Genomic DNA, 18,415 nt, shown 5'->3' on the forward strand with positions numbered 1-18,415 from the left:
GGTTCACCCAGAATTTACCGGTGTCTTCCCCTGGCTCGCGGCCTCCGGAGCCAGGGCGCCAACCAGGGAAATCCACCGTCACCAGGGACGTCGGGCCCGATAGTTGGGGTCAAGAAATCACGGCGATGAGTGTTGACAGTTGACGTTTATCGCAAGAATATGAACGCAAATAAGCATGATCTTGCAGTGCTGCTCAACGACACCATGCCGCCCCGCAGGAGGACGTGAGTGCGCACCCACCCCCGTAGATCGCGCGAAACCGCCAGATTCGGCATGTTCCTGGCCGCCGCGCTGGCCTTGACGCTCATACCGTCCGTGACCGACCCCCTCATCACACCGGCCTGGGCGGACACCGTCGCTCAGCCGAAGGTGGCCCGCAGCGCGGATGCCCTCACCGTGTCCGTGCCGGCCACCGGAAAGGCCCCCGGCTACACCGTCGACATCGCCACCGACGAACTCGCCGTCAGCACCGAGCGCGCCGGTAAAACCGTGCTCAGCACCGCGGGCGGCGACACGGGAGGCCTGCGATTCCGCTCCGGCGGCCAATGGCAGCACGCGACCGAGGTCACCCACTGGGCGTGGAAGGACGGCGTCCTCACCCTCACCGCGGACACCACGCTCGACAGTGCTACCGTCACGGCGCGGCTGACGCCCACCTCCGACCGTTACCAGCTGGACTGGGATGTCGAGGGCGGCAGCCCCGACCGACTCGGCCTCGCATATGACCTGTCATCGGCGGGCCACTGGTACGGCCACGGCGAGGCGGAGACCCCGCAGGGCGGCCCGGGTGTCGACCAACCCTGGCCGCTCGACACGGGAGAGGTCGAACACGGCACCTTCGGCCCGGCCTCCTACAACATGATTGACCCGTTCTGGTACACCTCCACCGCGACCGGTCTCCGGGTCGACACCGGGGACGTCATGGACGTGGCACTCAACGAGGGCAAGGACGGCCTCGGCGCCTTCACCGTCGAGTCGCCCGACACCTACAAGGCCACCGTGTTCGTCGAGTCGACCCCGCTCGAGGTCTACCGCGACTACATCGGCATCGTCGGGAAACCGGCCAAGAGCGATGCCACATACGAGCAGTACGCCAAGCCGCTGTGGAATTCCTGGGCACAGTTCTACACAAAGGTCGACCAGGAGAAACTGCTCGACTATGCCACCGACCTCCACGACAACGGTCTTGACGGGCACACCATCCAGCTCGACGACAAGTGGGAGTCGAACTACGGCAATCTGACCTGGGACTCCAAGACCTTTCCCGATCCCAAGGGCATGTCCAAGAAGATCCACGACATGGGGTTCGACTTCGGCCTCTGGGTCACCCTGTGGATCAACCTCGACTCGGGCAACTACCAGCACGCGCTCGACAACGGCTATCTCCTCATGGACGCCAAGGACACCAGCAAGCCCTGCGAAGTGACCTGGTGGAACGGCCAGGCCGGAATCATCGACCTGGCGAACCCCGACGCCAGGGCCTGGTACGAGGGCAACCTCAAGAAGCTCATGAGCGACTACGACATCGACGGGCTGAAGTTCGACACCCGCTTCTTCGACGAGAAGTGCGCGCCACGCGAAGGCCACCGGGCCACCGACTACCAGAAGCTCGGCACACAGCTCGCCGACGAGTACGACCTCCAGGGCGCGGGCATCCGGGTGCACTGGAACGAAACGGCCCACAAGGCCGGCTTCGTCACCCGCCAGGTCGACAAGGGCACCGGCTGGGACTCCCTGCGCGCCTCCGCCACTCAGAACCTGGCGATCTCCACCATCGGTTACCCGTTCGTCGAATCCGACATGATCGGCGGCTCCGGCGGCCAGCCCGCGCCGTCCAAGGACGTACTGGTGCGATGGGCGCAGTCCGCCTCGCTGATGCCGCTGATGTACGCCTCGACGTCACCGGTGGACACCAATGACACCACCACCGGGCAGAAGGTGGACTACGACCAGGAGACGGTCGATCTCTACCGGCAGGCGATCGAGACGCACAAGAAGCTCGCCCCCTACATCTGGGACCAGGTCCAGTCCACTCTGAAGACCGGCGACCCGATCATGCGGCCCCTGTTCTTCGACTTCCCGAAGGACAAGGAGAGCTACACCGTCACCGACGAATGGATGCTCGGCCCGGCCGTACTCGCCGCACCCAAGCTGAGCACCGGCGCCACCCGCACCGTCCATCTGCCACCCGGCACCTGGTACGACGTCAACCACGGCACGGTGATCCACGGCCCCAAGAACCTCAAGGGGTACGCGGCGCCGCTCGGCGTCACCCCGGCATTCGTCAACCTCAAGGCCAGGGGCGCCGCCAAGGCCATCAAGGCCCTGAAGCGCCACGACGGCCCGGCCGCCTCCGTCCTGATCAGCCCTGACGCCCCGTCCACCGGCTCCGGCACCCCCTTCGAGGTGACCACCGAGGCGACCAACTGGTCCACCCGGGCCATCAGAAACGTCCAAGCGGCGCTGGACCTCCCCGACGGCTGGACCGCCACGACGGCCGGCCCCACCACCGCTAAGTCCCTCAAGGCCGGCGGAACACTCACCACCACCTGGACGGTGACCCCGGCCGCCGACGCGCAATGGGGCGGTCACGATCTCACCGGGAGGGTGACGTACGACCGTGGCCAGAAGGTCTCCGACACCGTGCGGGCGGAGGTCAAGGCGGCCCCGGGCAGTGTGGCGGCCCCGTATCTGACGACCGCCACCACCGATGACGCCCGATACGCCCAGGGCGGTGACCAGTTCGCCATATGGGCCGGCGGTCAGGACCTGTCCGGGTGGAAGGACGAGAAGGGCGTCATTTACCTCGACGACGCGGCCGGTGAGAAGGCCACGGTGCAGGCTCAGCTGGTCTCCCAGGACAGCGCCTCGCCCTTCGGCAAGGCGGGGATCGCCCTCGCCAACGATCTGACCGCGCCCGGCAAGGGCGGTTACGCGGTGCTGGTCATGACCGAGCAGTACGGGCTGGAGTTCATGACCGACAGCGATGGGGACGGTGCGCTCGACACCTGGGCGGGCGGTGGCTCCACCTACCACCCGGCGTATCTGAAGCTGACCCGGGACGGCACCGCCTACACCGCGTATGCCAGTAAGGACGGCGAGACCTGGTCGCGGGTCGGCACCGCCGAGGTGCCGTCGGCCGTCGGCACCGGTGACGCCGGGATGGTCGCCAGCGCGGCCAACGTCAGCTACCCCGGCGAGAACATCGAGGCCGTCTTCAGCGGATTCTCCGTCGCCTCCTGACGCCACAGGGAGCAAGTGCACCGCCCGTTCCCGGCAGGCGCCGCCCCCTCCTCCCCAGGGGCCTGCCGGGGAGCCACGCCCGTGCACGTCCGTGAGGGAAGGAACACAGACCCATGGCACGTACGTCCGCAGCTGTCGCCGGCTTCGTCGCGGGTGTCGTGGTGGCCGCGAGCACCACCGCGATCGCCGTCACCGGTACGAACACCGTCACCGACACCGGTTCCAAGGCCACCACGACATGGCTGACCGCCAAGGTCGCCGACGCCATGGGTACCGGGGACACCATCACCTGGGTGCCCACCGGGTCCTTCGCCGACTCCGCGGAGGAGCGGGTCCCGCGCTACCCGATGACCGCCATCCGGGGCAAGGACACCAAGGAGCTGGCCCTTACCGCCGTGCGCAACGAGCAGGTCTCGGCGCAGTTGGCGATCGCGTCCGGCCAGGATCTCGACAACGTCAAGGCCGTGGCCGGCGATCTCACCGGACCCGGCGGGGCGAAGCTGTCCGGAGACGACACCCAGGTCCGGTTCGTGAAGTACGTACCCGTGCAGCGTTCCAAGAGCGAGGTCGACTGGTCCGCCACCATCGACCAGGTCAGCTCCGGCAAGGAGGTCTCCGGCGACCGTAACCCCGATGTGGTCGGCGACCCCCTCGAGGAGCGGTCCTCCGTGGACGTGCCCGCGTACGCGGCGCAGCCGCTGTGGTTCACCTTCCACATCCCCGAGAGGGCCAGGCCCGGCACCTACCGGGGCACGGTGAAGGTCGATGCCGACGGCCGCACCCAGGCCCGTTACCCGCTGACCATCGAGGTCGCGGCCACGAGCGCGCCCGACCCCGATGACTACGGCTTCTTTCTCGACGTATGGGCGCAGCCGGAGACCATCGCCCAGGCACACGGCGTGAAGCTCTGGTCCGACAAGCACTGGAAGCTGATCGGGGCCTACAGCCGCGACCTGGCTTCCCGCGGTCAGAAGGTCGTCAATACCACCATCGTCGACAACCCCTGGCACCACCAGTGGTCGCTGGGCACCCGGGAGTCGCAGACGGCCACGCCGTACTCCAGCATGGTCGGCTGGACCTGGGACGGGAAAACGTTCTCCTTCGACTTCGCCCGCTGGGACAAGTACGTCCGGACCGCCAGACGCGCCGGGCTCGGGCCCGACATCGGCGCCTTCTCCATGCTGGCGTTCCAGGACAAGGAGCACCTCACCTACACGGACAGCCGTACCGGCAGGACCGTCTACGAGAACGTCGATCTGGGCGGGGACCGCTGGCGGGAGGCGTGGGGGGCTTTTCTGCCCGCCTTCGAGAAGCATCTGAAGGCGAAGGGCTGGCTGGAGGACACCTGGCTGTCCTTCGACGAGCGCCCGATCAGCACCATGACGGTCGTCAAGGACTTCGTCCACGAGATCGCGCCGGCCTTCGACGACCGTATCTCCGTCGCCGGGTCGATCAGCACGGAGGGCGTCGCGTCGAACCTGTCCGTCGACTGGGGCGGCATCGACGCGATGACGAAGGAGAAGGTGGCGGAACGGCGCGCGGCCGGAAAGATCACCACCTTCTACGTGTACGGCTCACCGGCTCATCCGAACACCCTGTCGTACTCTCCCGCCGTCGAGTCACGCATGCTGCCGTGGATCTCCGCCCAGCGGAATCTCGATGGGTTTCTGCGCTGGTCGTACAACAGCTGGACCCGCGATCCCTTCGATCAGCCGGTGCACATCTTCACCCAGGGCGACGAATACCTGGTCTACCCCGGCAAGGACGGGCCGATGTCCAGCATCCGCTGGGAGCAGTTGAAGGAGGGCATCGAGGACTACGAGCTGATCGCCGAGCTGAGGAAGAAGGAGGGCGGCGTCGCCGACAGCGACGCCCTGTCCGAGGCCCTCGCCACGGCGACCCGGAATCTCGACGGCCGCACGAAGGACGTCACCGACATCGAGACCGCGCGGGCGGCCGTGGTGAAGGGGCTGACGTCATGAGAGGGCGATGGCGCTCCCTGTTGCTCGCCGCGCTGCTGGCCGTGCTTCCCCTGACCGGTCCGGCCGCCGCGACACCGGCTCAGGCGAAGCCGCGGACGCAGGAGCACACGGTCACCTACGACCAGTACTCCGTGAAGGTCGACGGCGAGCCCCTGTACATCTGGGGCGCCGAGTTCCACTACTTCCGGCTGCCCAGCCCCGACGCATGGCGTGACGTACTCCAGAAGATCAAGGCCGGCGGATTCAACGCGGTCTCGCTGTACTTCGACTGGGGTTACCACTCGGCCAAGCCGGGCTCGTACGACTTCACCGGCATCCGTGATGTGGAACGGCTGCTGGCCGAGGCCGAGCGCGCGGGTCTGTATGTGATCGCCCGCCCCGGCCCGTACATCAACGCCGAGATCTCCGGCGGCGGCTTCCCGGCCTGGCGGAAGACGCGAAAGGGCGTGAACCGCACCTCCGAGACCGACTACCTCGACGACGCGCGCGAGTGGATGAGCCGGATCAACCACATCATCGCCCGCCACCAGCTCACCCGAGGCACCGGCACGGTGATCCTCTACCAGGTCGAGAACGAGTACCAGGGCGGCCGCGCGGACGCCGACTACATGCAGACCCTCATCGACTGGGCGAAGAGCGACGGCATCGACGTGCCCACCTATCTCAACGACGGGGGTGCCAACAAGAACTGGGTGAGCGGCAAGGGCGCCCCCGACATCTACGGCTTCGACGCCTACCCGCAGGGCTTCGACTGCTCGAAACCCGACATCTGGAAGAACCTGCCGGACTATTCGTACGCGGGCGAGTGGAAGCCCGAGTCCCCGCTGATCATCCCGGAGGCACAGGGCGGCGCCTTCGACCCCATGGGCGGCACCGGATACAAGGATTGCGCGCAGCTCACCGGCACCGACTTCACCCGGGTCTTCAGCAAGATGAACATCGCCGCGGGGGTGAGTGGCCAGTCCTTCTACATGACATACGGCGGCACCAACTGGGGCTGGCTCGCCGATCCGAACGCGGTGTACACGTCGTACGACTACGGGGCTCCGATCAACGAGTCCCGTCAGCTGACCGACAAGTACCAGGAGTTCAAGCGCCTCGGGTACTTGGTCAACTCGGTCCGCTCGCTGGCGCGGACCGACAGGGCCGAGGCGCCCACTCCTTCCGATGAGGCACTCCGCGTCGACCGGCGGGTCAACCCCGACGACGGCACCCAGTTCTTCACCATCCGGCACGCCGACACCCGGGTGAAGGACAAGGATGAGACCACTCTGTCCCTGACCGGCGCGGACGGCGACTATCCGCGCGTGCCGCAGCAGGGCACGATCACGGTCGACGGCCGGGACGCCAAACTCCTCGTCGCGGGCTACGACCTGGGCGATCAGCGGCTCGTCTACTCCACCTCGGAGATCATGACGCACGCACGCGTCGGCGACCGTGACGTGGCGCTGCTGTACGGACGCGAGGGCGAGGCCGGTGAGACCGTCCTGCGGTACGCGAAGCGGCCGAAGGTCACCGTGCTCGACGGCGATGTCACCACCGCCTGGGACGCCGAACGTGGCGATCTGCGGCTGGACTACACCCACGACGGGCTGGCCCGAGTGCTGGTGAACGGCCTGGAACTGCTGATCGCCGACACCGCGGAGACCGCCCGCTGGTGGCGGCAGGACACCGCCGCGGGCCCGGTCCTCGTGCGTGGCCCGTCGCTCGTCCGTACTGCCGAACTGGACGACGGAACGCTGAAGCTGACCGGCGACTCCACCGACACCGCGAAGATCGAGGTCATCGCGGACGCCACCAAAGTGACGTGGAACGGCCGCGAGAACGCCGTCACATCGGCGCCTCGTCCCATCGAGCTGCCCGAGCTGACGACGTGGAAGTACAGGGAGGAAGCGCCGGAGTCCGCCCCGGGCTTCGACGACTCCGCCTGGACCACCGCCGCCAGGCTCAGCGCCAACAACGCCGAACTGGACGGATCGCTGCCCGTCCTCGCGATGGACGAGTACGGCTACCACCACGGCGATGTCTGGTACCGCGGCCGGTTCACGACCACGGGGAAGGCGACCGCGATCGCGCTGAACGCCAACACCGGACCGACCGGCCAGTACGCGGTGTGGCTCAACGGCGGCTACCTCGGCAGCTCCGGCGACGGCGCGCACACCTTCGACATCCCGACGGGGACGCTCGAGGCGGAAGGCGACAACGTCCTCTCCGTGCTCGTCGAGAACGCGGGCCACAACGAGGAATGGGGCCATGACTACTCCAAGGAACCGCGCGGCCTGCTCGGCGCCGAGGTGATCGGCGGGGCCACCACCCTCACCTGGAAGATCCAGGGCGGCCGGGGCGGCGAGAACCCGGTCGACACCGCACGGGGCCAGTACAACAACGGCGGGCTGTACGGGGAGCGGGCCGGTTGGTCGCTGCCGGGTTACCCCGACAGCGGCTGGAATCGCACCACTCTGTCCCGGCAGACCGGGAGGACCGGGCCCGGCGTGCGGTGGTACCGCACCACCGTCGGGCTCGACCTGCCGCGGGGCCAGGACAACGCGATCGCGTTGGATCTCGCCGAACCCAAGGGCGGAAACACCCACTATCGCGCGCAGATCTTCGTCAACGGCTGGCTGATCGGCCGCTACCTGGCCGACACCGGGCCCCAGACGCGCTTCGTCATCCCCAAGGGCATCCTGCACGAGCAGGGCGGCAACACCATCGCCCTGGCCGTCTGGTCCACCGAGAAGGCTTCTGGCCCCGGCTCCGCAACCCTCGTCGACCTCGGCTCGTCGGCGGGCGGGATCAAGGTCCGTACGGTGGACGCGCCCTCGTACGACGCCAGGACCTACGCCATGCCGGCGTCGGGCGCCCGGGTCACCGTCGGCGCCGAGCCGTTCCTTAAGCCCGGCACGGCCACCGAGGTCCCCGTCACGCTCACCCTGCCGAAGGGCGCGCCGACCGCCCGGAACGTCAAGCTGGCGCTGACCGTGCCGGACGGCTGGACCGCGACCACCGACGACACCACCCGCTTCGACCGGGTCCGGCCCGGCGACACGGTGACCGCGGCCTATACCGTCACCCCGCCCGGCGACCCGGTTCACTACGCCGTCCTGTCCGCGACCGCGGAGCTGACGCAGACCGGCCGTCCAGGCACCGTCACCGGCCGACGGGCGGTGCAGGTGCCGCCGCCGGGGCTGTCCGCCGACGCCTACGTGAGCGACCTGACGCTGGTCAAGTCGGTCAACGGCTGGGGCCCGGTCGAGAAGGACGCCTCCAACGGCGAGTCCGCGGCGGGCGACGGGCGGCCGCTGGCGATCGGCGGCACCACGTACGCCAAGGGCCTCGGCGTACATGCGAACAGCCGGATCCGGGTCTACCTCGGCGGCGGCTGCACCCGGTTCACCGCCACCGCCGGGGTGGACGACGAGGTCGGTGACAACGGCAGCGTCTCCTTCCAGGTGATCGCCGACGGCCGCTCCCTCTTCACCGGTCCGGTGCTGTACGGCTCCGGCGGCGGCGCCGCGATCGACGTGGACGTGACCGGTGCCCGCTGGCTGGACCTGCTGGTCGACGGGGGCGGCGATGTCTCCACCGACCACGCCGACTGGGCGGACGCCAAGCTGACCTGCGGCGGCGGTGCCTGATGTCCGGCGTGAGCCGAACCCTCCGCCGCTGCTCGGCGGCGCTGGCCCTGGCCGCCCCGCTGCTCGGCGCGGCCCCGGCAGCCGCCGCGACCGGGCCGATCACCCTCGCGACGCCGGGCTACGAACTGCGCATGGCGACGGACCGGTTGACCCTCACCACGGTACGGGCGGGCCGGACCGTCCTGGCCACGGCGGCGGTGGCGTTCCGGTTCCGGATCGGCGCTGACTGGCACCTCGCCGCGGCCCGCCGCCTCCACCGAAAGGCGGTCCTGGTCCGCTGGGCGCAGGCGGCTTCTCTGATGCCGCTGATGTACGCGTCGACCTCGCCCACCGGCGTACGGGACGCGACGAGCGGCGAGTGGGTCGGCTACGACCGGGAGACGGTCGGGCTCTACCCCGCGGCCATCGCCACGCACGACCGGCTGGCCCCGTACATCTGGGACCAGGTGCGGAACACCGTCAAGACCGGCGATCCGATCATGCGGCCGCTGTTCTTCGACTTCCCGGAGGACGAGCGGTCCTACACGGTCTCCGACGAGTGGATGCTCGGTCCGGCGGTGCTGGCCGCGCCCAAGCTCGACGAGGGCGCCACCCGGGACATCTTCCTGCCGTCCGGAGTGTGGCGGGACGTGGGCCGCGGCACGGTGATCCACGGCCCCGTGACACTCAAGGACTGCGCGGCACCTCTCGGGATCACCCCGGCGTTCGTGAACCTCAAGGCCAACGGCGCCGCCAAGGCGCTCAAGGCACTCCACCATGCTTCCTGAGGAGGACCCGTGCTTGGCGTGCCTGGTGTGTTCAGAAGGCTCGGACACCGCGGATTCGCCGCCTTGGCCGCGGGCTTGGCGGCCACCCTGGCGGCGCCGCTCATGGCGGCGCCGGCCGAGGCCGGGCAGCTGGCCTGGACGGGTACGTGGGCCACCGCGCAGCACGCCTCGTACGACCCCGGCACCTCGGAGGTCACCGTACGCATACCGGTGCGCGTCAGCGCCGGCGGGTCGAGCGTACGGATCCGGCTGGCCAACGGATTCACCGACCAGCCGGTGACGATCGGTCACGCCACCGTGGGGCGGCGCGACAGCGGTTCCGCCGTGGCGCACCCGTACGACCTGCGGTTCGGCGGGAAGCGGGAGGTGGCGATCGCGGCGGGCGGGCACGCGGTCAGTGACCCGGTCCGGCTCGCGGTGCCCGACCGTACCGACCTGGTGGTCAGCCTGTACTTCCCGGGTCGGCTCACTCACATCAGCCAGCACTGGATGGGGCTGCAGACCGTCTACTGGACCCCGGACGGCGGCGGTGACCACGCCGGGGACTCTGACGGGGGCGCCTTCACCACGACCGACTCCACCTTCCCGTTCCTGACCGGGGTGGACGTTCGGGGCGGCGATGCGAAGGGCGCCGTGGTGGCGCTCGGCGACTCCATCACCGACGGGGCGTCGTCCACGGCGAACGCGAACCGGCGCTGGCCCGACTACCTGGCCGCCCGGCTTTCGGCCTGCTCGTCCACCGCCGGGGTGCTCAACGAGGGCATCAGCGGCAACCGGATCACCGCCGGGACCGACGGCAACCCGTCGGCGCTGGACCGGCTGGAGCGCGACGTGCTGTCCCAGCCGAACGCCCGGACGGTGATCCTGTTCGAGGGCGTGAACGACCTCAGCTGGGGTGGCGCCACCGGCGACCAGGTGATCGACGGTATGCGGCAGATCGCGCGGCGGGCCCACGCCCGCGGGCTGCGGGTGATCGGCGCGACCGTGGTCCCGTACCGGGGATGGGGCGACTGGTGGACCGAGGACAAGGAGGCCGACCGGCACCGGGTCAACGCGTTCATCCGCGACTCCGGCGGCGTCTTCGACGGGTACGCCGACTTCGACAAGGCGGTACGGGATCCGGCCGACCCCACCCGGTACGCCGCCGCGTTCGACTCCGGTGACCATCTGCACCCCAACGACACCGGGATGAAAGCGTTCGCCGACGCGGTCGACCTGGCCGCCCTCGGCGTGGCCCGCGACTGCCCCTCGGCCCGCGTCCGGCTGACCCCTCACCAGCCGAGCCTGCGGGCCGGTCAGGCCACGCAGATGACAACAACCGTCACCAACACCGGCCCCACGGCCGTCAACCGTGTCAGCACCCGCCTGAAGCTGCCGCACGGCTGGTCCGCCGAGCCGGCGGGCAGCGCACGGATCCGCACCCTCGCCCCGGGCGAGCGCGCCGCCGTCACCTGGGCCGTCACCCCCGCGGCCGACGCCGCATGGGGCACCCACCCGATCAAAGTGAACGCCTCCTGGCGCCAGGGCGGCCGGCCACGGCACGACTCCGACGGCGTGGACGCCACCGTCGTGCCTGTCCCGTCCGGGGTGCGGGCGCCGTACCTGACGACCGCCACGGCCGAGGACGCCCAGTACGCCCGGAACAGCGGTCGAAGCGGTGGCCAGTTCGCCATCTGGGCGGGCGGCCGGGACCTGTCCGGCTGGAAGGACGAGAAGGCGGCCGTCTACCTCCCCGGCGCCGCGCCGCGCTCGGGCAGCGTCACCGCCCGGGTGGTCGGCCAGACGGGCAGCGGGCCGTCCGCCAAGGCCGGGATCGCCGTCGCGGGCGACCTGACCGCGCCGGAGAAGGGCGGCTACGCCGTGCTGACCATGTCGGCGCGGTACGGCGTGGAGTTCATGACCGACAGCGACGGCGACGGCCGACTGGACACCTGGGCCGGCGGCGGCGACTCCTACCACCCCGCCTGGCTGCGGCTGGTCCGCGACGGCACGACGTACACCGCGTACGCCAGTGCCGACGGCACCGTCTGGCAGCGGGTCGGCACCGCGACCGTGCCGTCGGCGAGCGGCAGCGGCGACGCCGGCCTGGTCGCCAGTGCCGTCAACCTCAACTATCCCGGCCAGACCACCACAGCTGTCTTCGACTCCTTCTCCGTCACCGAGTGAGAGGCACCTTCATGGCAGTCAGCCGCAGAGACCTCCTGACCACCGCGACCGCTCTCGGCGGGGCCGTGCTGCTCGGCCCGCCGGGGATCGCTCACGCCCTCGGCGGCAGGGCGCGCCCCGACTATGAGCCCACCAAGGCGTCGCTGGACACCCACCCGGTGCCGCGCTGGTACAAGGACGCCAAGTTCGGCATCTTCATCCATTGGGGCGTCTACTCGGTGCCCGGGGGCACCGGACGGCACAACGCGGGCGAGTGGTACCTGTGGTACCAGAGTTTCAAGGACACCGCCGAGTGGAAGTACCACCGGGACACCTACGGCCAGGACTTCGTCTACGACGACTTCATCCCGCGGTTCAAGGCCGAGAACTTCGACCCGGACTCCTGGATCAGGCTCTTCGAGCGGGCGGGCGCCCAGTACTTCGCGCTGACCAGCAAGCACCACGACGGCTTCGCCCTCTTCCCCAGTGAGGTCACCGACCGGCACTCGGTGAAGTACGGCCCCAAGCGCGACCTGGTCGGTGAGCTGATGACCGCCGCCCGCAAACGCGGCACCGTACGGCCGGGCCTCTACTACTCGCTGGGCGAGTTCTTCAACCCGGCCATCGGCCGGCCTATGAAGAACTTCTACACCGACGAGGAAATCCCGATGGTCGGCTACAAGCCGGTCCAGGACTACGTCGGCGACTACGAGCTGAAGCAGCTCTACGAGGTCATCGACCGGTACGACCCCGAGCTGCTGTGGGCGGACGGCCAGTGGTTCCGGCCCACCGGGGAGCCGCCGTGGCGCAGCGAAGAGCCCATGGCCCACTACTACAACAAGGCGAAGAACCGGGCGCGGCCCAAGGGCGTCGTGATCAACGACCGGTTCGACACCCACTTCGACTTCGCCACGTACGAGCAGCGCACCAACCCCACGATGGACCCGCAGAAGTGGGAGTGCTGCATCACCATGGGCTACTCCTGGGGCTACAACAAGCACGAGCTGGACGAGGACTACAAGACCTCCGAGTTCCTGATCCACCTGCTCGCCGACGTGGTCAGCAAGAACGGCAACCTGCTACTGAACATCGGCCCCAAGCCCGACGGCACCATCCCCGCCATCATGCGGGAGCGGCTGCGCGACATCGGCGCCTGGCTGGACGTCAACGGCCCGGCGATCTACGGCTCGACGCCGTGGGTGCGGGCGGAGGAGGAGGGCAGCCCACTCGGCATCCGCTACACGGTCACCCCCGGCAGGTTCAACATCATCGCGCTGGGTGCCCCCAGCGGAACCCTGTCCGTGCCCGCCGACATCCCGATCAGCTCCACTTCCAGGATCCGGCTGCTCGGCCACCAGGGCCCGCTGCGGTGGACCCACGAGGACGGCAAGATCCACGTCACGATCCCCTCCGCTCTCCCCAGCGACATCGCGAGTACCTTCACCGTGGACTGGGACCGGGGATGAGCGCGATGACCGGACGCGACGAAACCCGGTTCGACACCCTCGGACCCACCCTCACGGTGACCACGGTGCCCGCGGACCCGGCCGGCGGCGACACGGTGACGGCCACCGCGCACCTCACCAACGACTGCCCCTTCCCGCTCCGCGACGCCGTTCTCCACCTGATCGGCCCGGGTGCGACGACGGCCGCCAGGACCCTCCCCCTCGGCAACCTGCGGCGCGGCGCGAAGGTCACCCGCAGCTGGCGGACCGCGATGCCCGCCGACGTGGCGGGCGACGTATCGTTCACCGCGCACCTCGTCTTCGACGTCGACGGCCACAGCTCCGACTGCGCCCGCTCCGCCAGGACCGTCAGCGTCCCCTACGAGCCCAACGGGGTGCGGGAGCCGTACACCACCTTCGCCACCACCGGCGACGCCACGTTCGGCCAGTACGCCCCCGGCCAGTTGGTCATCTGGGCCGGTGGCCGGGACCTGTCCGGCGGCACCGACGAGAAGGGGGTCATCTACCTCCCCGGCGCCGCCGCCGAGTCCTGCGTGGTGCAGGTCAGGACGGCCGGCCTGACCGGCAGCGACAACCCCAGCGCCAAATCGGGGATCGCGATCGCAGGCGACCTGACCGCACCCGGCAAGGGCGGCTACGCGGTGCTGACCATGTCCGCCCGGTACGGCCTCGAATTCATGACGGACAGCGACGGAGACGGACACCTGGACACCTGGGCCGGAGGCGGCGGCTCCTACCACCCCGCCTGGCTGCGCCTGGTGCGCTCGGGCACCACCTGTACCGCGTACGCCACCGGCAACGGACTGGCGTGGGAGCGGGTCGGCACCGCCACCGTGCCGTCGGCGAGCGGCGCCGGAGACGCCGGAGTCATCGCCAGCGCCGTCAATGCCAACTACCCGGGCACCACCGTCCGGGCGGTCTTCGATCACTTCTCGGTGGAGGCGCCGTGAACGGCCACGCGTACCGGCCCGACGAGGACTTCCTCACCCCGCCCATCTCACTGACCGTGTCGCCGACGAGTCCGGAAGCGGGCTCGGCGGTGACGCTGACCGCCACCGTCACCAACACCGCCCCGATCGCGCTGCGTCACACGGTGCTCTACCTCGCCGTGGACGGCACCGGGCGGCCGTCCCGTCTCGGCAGCCTGGCGCCCGGTGCCACGGCCACCCGCGGCTGGCGGACCCGGCTCGCCGACGACGCGGAGGGCCTCGTCTCGTTCACCGCCCACGCGCTCTTCGACGTCCACCGCGACGGCTCCGACTGCGCCCGCGCCACCTCGTCGGTGCGGCTGCCGAACCGGTCGCTCGCCGGTGCCTTCGACAACGCGGGCATCGCCTCCGACGACGCCCTCACGGTCGCCGACATCGACGGATCGCGGTCCAGCCTGTCCGCGCAGGCGCTGGCCTCTGTCGGGCTGACGCCGGGGGCGGCGGTGACGTACCACGGGACAGCCTTCACCTGGCCGGACACCCGGCCGGGGAACAAGGACAACGTCGTCGCCTCCGGGCAGACCGTGCTGCTGTCCGGCTCGGGCTCCCGGCTGGCCTTCCTCGGCACCAGCACCTGGGGCGAGGGCAAGGGCGAGGGAGCCGTCGTCTACGCCGACGGCACGCGGCAGGCGTTCTCCGTCGCCGTCCCGGACTGGTACGGGGCGAACAGCTCCGCCTCAGTGGTGGTGCCGTACCGCCACATCTCCACCGGCCGGGACGACACCCCGGTCAGCCTCTACGTGTTCGGCGTCGAACTACAGGACAAGGAAGTGCGCGCCGTCGTGCTGCCGAAGGTCAGCGACGGCCTGCAGTCGGGCGTCCCCGCACTGCACATCTTCGCGATGACGGTCGCCTGAAAGGACATTCATGGACAACAACGAAGGTGTCAGCCGCAGACAGATGCTGACCGGAGCGGCCGCCGTGAGCGGCGCGCTGCTGCTGGCGAAGCCGCAGGCCGCCCGGGCGACCGCAACGAACGGGAGCGCCCGGCCGTTCGACACGGCACCAGCCGCCGTCGCGCTGCGGCGGCTGGTACCCGCCCACCACCAGCAGGTCACGCTGCGCGCGATGGCGGCCGGCGGCGGCGACCAGTTCAAGGTCACCGGCCGGGCCGGGAGCATCACGGTGGAGGGCACCAGCCCCGCCGTACTGCTCACCGGGTTCAACCGGTACCTCGCCGAGGCCGCGAAGGCCGACATCTCCTGGAATGGCGAGCAGCTGAACCTGCCCCGGCTGCTGCCCGCGCCCGGCGCGGAGATCACGGGAGCGGCGAACGTCGCCCACCGGTTCGCGTACAACGACACCAACGAGGGCTATACCGGCGCCTACCGGGGCTGGAAGGCCTGGGAGCGCGAGATCGACGTGCTCGCGCTGCACGGCATCAACGAGGTGCTCGTGTACATCGGTGCCGACGCCGTCTACTACGACACCTTCCGGGGCTTCGGCTACTCGGACGCCGAGCTGCGAGAGTGGATCCCCGCCCCTTCCCACCAGCCCTGGTGGCTGCTGCAGAACATGTCGGGGTTCGGCGGTCCGGTGTCCAAGCACCTCATCGACCAGCGGGCCGCCCTCGCCAAGAAGATCATCGCCCGGGTGCGGGAACTCGGCATGACCCCCGTGCTGCCGGGCTACTACGGCACCGTGCCGGACGACTTCCTGGCCAAGAACCCCGGCGCGTCGCTGGTCTCCCAAGGCACCTGGGGCGCCTTCAAGCGCCCCGACTGGCTCGATCCGCGCACGGACCTCTTCGCCGAGGTCGCCGCCGCCTTCTACCGGCACCAACGGGAACGCTACGGCGACAGCTCGATGTACAAGATGGACCTGCTGCACGAGGGCGGCAACCCCGGTGACGTGCCGGTCGGAGAGGCGGCCAAGGCCGTCGAGGCGGCTCTCCAGAAGGCACACCCCGGGGCGGTCTGGGCGATCCTGGGCTGGCAGACCAACCCCAGCCCGGAGATCCTCGGCGCGGTCGACAAGAGCACGATGCTCGTCGTCGACGGCCTGTCCGACCGCTACACCACCGTCACCGACCGGGAGAGCGACTGGGACGGCACCCCGTACGCCTTCGGCTCCATCTGGAACTTCGGCGGTCACACCCCGATCGGCGCCAACGCTCCCGACTGGGTGGAGCAGTACCCGAAGTGGCGGGACAAGTCGGGCAGCGCGCTCGCCGGGATCGCGATGATGCCGGAGGGCGCCGACAACAACCCCGCCGCCATGGCCCTGTTCACCGACCTGGCCTGGACGCCCGGCACCATCGGCCTCGATGACTGGTTCACCTCGTACGCCGTGTCCCGGTACGGCGGCGAGGACCCGCACGCCGTCGCCGCCTGGAAGGCGATCCGTGACACCGCGTACAACATGACCCGCGCGGACGCGTGGAGCGAGGCGCCCGACGGACTGTTCGGCGCCCGGCCGAGCCTGGACGCCAACAAGGCCGCCGCGTGGGGCCCGGAGGCCGACCGCTACGACACCACCGCCTTCGACACGGCGCTCACCGAACTGCTCCAGGTGGCGCCGGGGCTGCGCCACAGCTCGGCCTACGCGTACGACCTGGCCGACGTTGCCCGTCAGGTGCTGTCCAACCGCAGCCGGGTGCTGCTGCCCCAGATCAAGGCGGCGTACGAGGCCGGGGACCGCGGCCGCTTCGACCGGCTCACCACCACCTGGCTCAGCTGGATGAAGCTGATGGACAAGGTGTTGGCCACCAGCGGCCAGCACCTGCTCGGACGGTGGCTGGCCGACGCCCGTTCCTGGGGCGCCACCAAGGCGGAGAAGGACCGGCTGGAGTACGACGCACGGTCGATCATCACCACCTGGGGCGGCCGGGCGAGCAGCGACGAGGGCCTGCACGACTACGCCAACCGGGAATGGTCCGGACTGCTCAGCGGCCTCTACCACCTGCGCTGGAAGACATACTTCGACGAGTTGTCCACGGCGCTCGCGGCCGACCGGCAGCCCGCCGAGATCGACTGGTTCGCGCTGGAGGACCACTGGGCGCACCGGCACGACAGCTACCCGGTGCGGACGTCGGGCGACATCCACAAGCTGGCCCGGAAGGTGCGGGACACCCTGACCGCGGATCCCCACCAGGTGGCGCTGACCGCGTCCGCCGACCGGGCAGCGGTGGCCGAAGGACGCCCGGTCACGGTCACCGTGTCGTTCACCAACCGCAATGGATTCGGCCCCGCGACGGATGTGAGCCTCTCGGCCGACGCACCGGAGGGGATGACCGCCGAGCCGGCCGGCCCGACCACCGCGGCGTCCATCGCCCCGGGCGAGACATTCTCGGCGAGCTTCCGGGTCACCCTCACCGCGGCCGCCGGCGCGCTGGTCTCCCGGATGCCGGTGGGCGCGTCCTACCGGACCGGCGGCTCGCGGGGCTCGGCCTCGGCGGCGGTCCGCCTGATGGCGGGCACCGGGGTACAAGCGCCTTACCGAACGGCTTCCTTCAACGACGCCGTCTTCGGCCAGTCGGGAGACGGACTCGCCATCGAGGGCGGGGGCGCCGATCTGTGGGGTGGCACCAATGAGTTCGCCACGATCCACCGGGTCGCCGCCTTCGGCTCCGCCTCGGCCGCCACGGTCCAGGTCACCTCGCAGGACAACACCGGCGGCTGGGCCCGCGCCGGGCTGATGGTCCGTAACGACCTCTCCGCGAACGGCGACGGCTCGGCCGGGTACGTCAATCTGGCGGTGACACCGTCCAACGGATGCGCACTGTCCTGGGACGCCGACGGCAACGGAACATTCGACTCGATCGAACTGTCCGGGTCCTTCACCGCTCCGGTGCGTCTGCGGCTGACGCGCTCCGGCAACGCCTATACCGGCGAGTGCAGCGCTGACGGCGCCTCATGGACCACGGTCGGCACGGCCACTCCGGGCGGCGTCGCCGACGCCCAGGACATCGGAGTGTTCATGACGGCCGCCAACGGCTGGACCGACACCCGCGGGATCGCCGCCTTCCAGGACTTCTCCGTCACCTGAGCCGGCCGGGTCCGTGCGGTCTTGCTCAATCCCACGGCACCGGCCGCCGGTTCGGTCACAATGTGCGATCGTAGTGGCGCGCTCCGCAGTGGGCGAGGATGATGACCCTGGGCACCAAATGCCGGATCTTTCCCTGGGGTGCACAGTCAGTGCACATGGTTTCGATGGTCCGCACCGCGTGACAGACCGTCCGGGGGGGGT

Annotated in this window: 9 protein-coding genes; all 9 read left to right on the top strand. The window is 69.9% G+C overall.

The window, feature by feature from the left end:
* Nucleotides 1-228: 228 nt before the first annotated feature.
* The 9 genes from LIV37_RS12340 (at nucleotide 229) to LIV37_RS12380 (ending at nucleotide 18,214) form a co-directional block, all read left to right on the top strand.
* The gene (locus tag LIV37_RS12340; protein WP_121825550.1) at nucleotides 229-3,243 is read left to right on the top strand and encodes a TIM-barrel domain-containing protein; all 3,015 of its coding nucleotides are present in this window, start codon (nucleotides 229-231) and stop codon (nucleotides 3,241-3,243) included.
* A gap of 113 nt (nucleotides 3,244-3,356) precedes the next feature.
* The gene (locus LIV37_RS12345; RefSeq protein ID WP_020867447.1) at nucleotides 3,357-5,225 is read left to right on the top strand and encodes a DUF4091 domain-containing protein; all 1,869 of its coding nucleotides are present in this window, start codon (nucleotides 3,357-3,359) and stop codon (nucleotides 5,223-5,225) included.
* Nucleotides 5,222-8,860, top strand: a complete 3,639-nt coding sequence (locus LIV37_RS12350; RefSeq protein WP_243146350.1) for a beta-galactosidase — start codon at nucleotides 5,222-5,224, stop codon at nucleotides 8,858-8,860. Before LIV37_RS12345 ends, LIV37_RS12350 begins: the two co-directional genes overlap by 4 nt.
* A gap of 8 nt (nucleotides 8,861-8,868) precedes the next feature.
* Complete coding sequence (locus tag LIV37_RS12355; protein ID WP_243146349.1) at nucleotides 8,869-9,627, top strand: alpha-amylase family protein; 759 nt, start codon at nucleotides 8,869-8,871, stop codon at nucleotides 9,625-9,627.
* 9 nt (nucleotides 9,628-9,636) lie between these two features.
* Nucleotides 9,637-11,793 (top strand): GDSL-type esterase/lipase family protein, encoded by a 2,157-nt coding sequence (locus tag LIV37_RS12360; RefSeq protein WP_121825549.1) that lies wholly within the window; start codon nucleotides 9,637-9,639, stop codon nucleotides 11,791-11,793.
* Between the two features lie 11 nt (nucleotides 11,794-11,804).
* On the top strand, nucleotides 11,805-13,238 hold the full coding sequence (locus LIV37_RS12365) for an alpha-L-fucosidase (protein ID WP_020867451.1): 1,434 nt from the start codon (nucleotides 11,805-11,807) through the stop codon (nucleotides 13,236-13,238).
* A gap of 5 nt (nucleotides 13,239-13,243) precedes the next feature.
* A complete protein-coding gene (locus tag LIV37_RS12370) occupies nucleotides 13,244-14,188 on the top strand; it encodes a hypothetical protein (protein ID WP_020867452.1) in 945 nt (314 codons plus the stop codon).
* Nucleotides 14,185-15,084, top strand: coding sequence for a hypothetical protein (locus LIV37_RS12375; protein WP_020867453.1), 900 nt, complete (start codon nucleotides 14,185-14,187; stop codon nucleotides 15,082-15,084). The genes LIV37_RS12370 and LIV37_RS12375 overlap by 4 nt, the downstream gene beginning before the upstream one ends.
* A 10-nt stretch (nucleotides 15,085-15,094) precedes the next feature.
* Nucleotides 15,095-18,214, top strand: a complete 3,120-nt coding sequence (locus LIV37_RS12380) for an alpha-N-acetylglucosaminidase (RefSeq protein WP_020867454.1) — start codon at nucleotides 15,095-15,097, stop codon at nucleotides 18,212-18,214.
* The last annotated feature ends 201 nt before the right edge of the window (nucleotides 18,215-18,415 follow it).

Origin of the sequence: Streptomyces rapamycinicus NRRL 5491, assembly GCF_024298965.1 — a bacterium.
GTDB classification, from domain to species: Bacteria; Actinomycetota; Actinomycetes; order Streptomycetales; family Streptomycetaceae; genus Streptomyces; species Streptomyces rapamycinicus.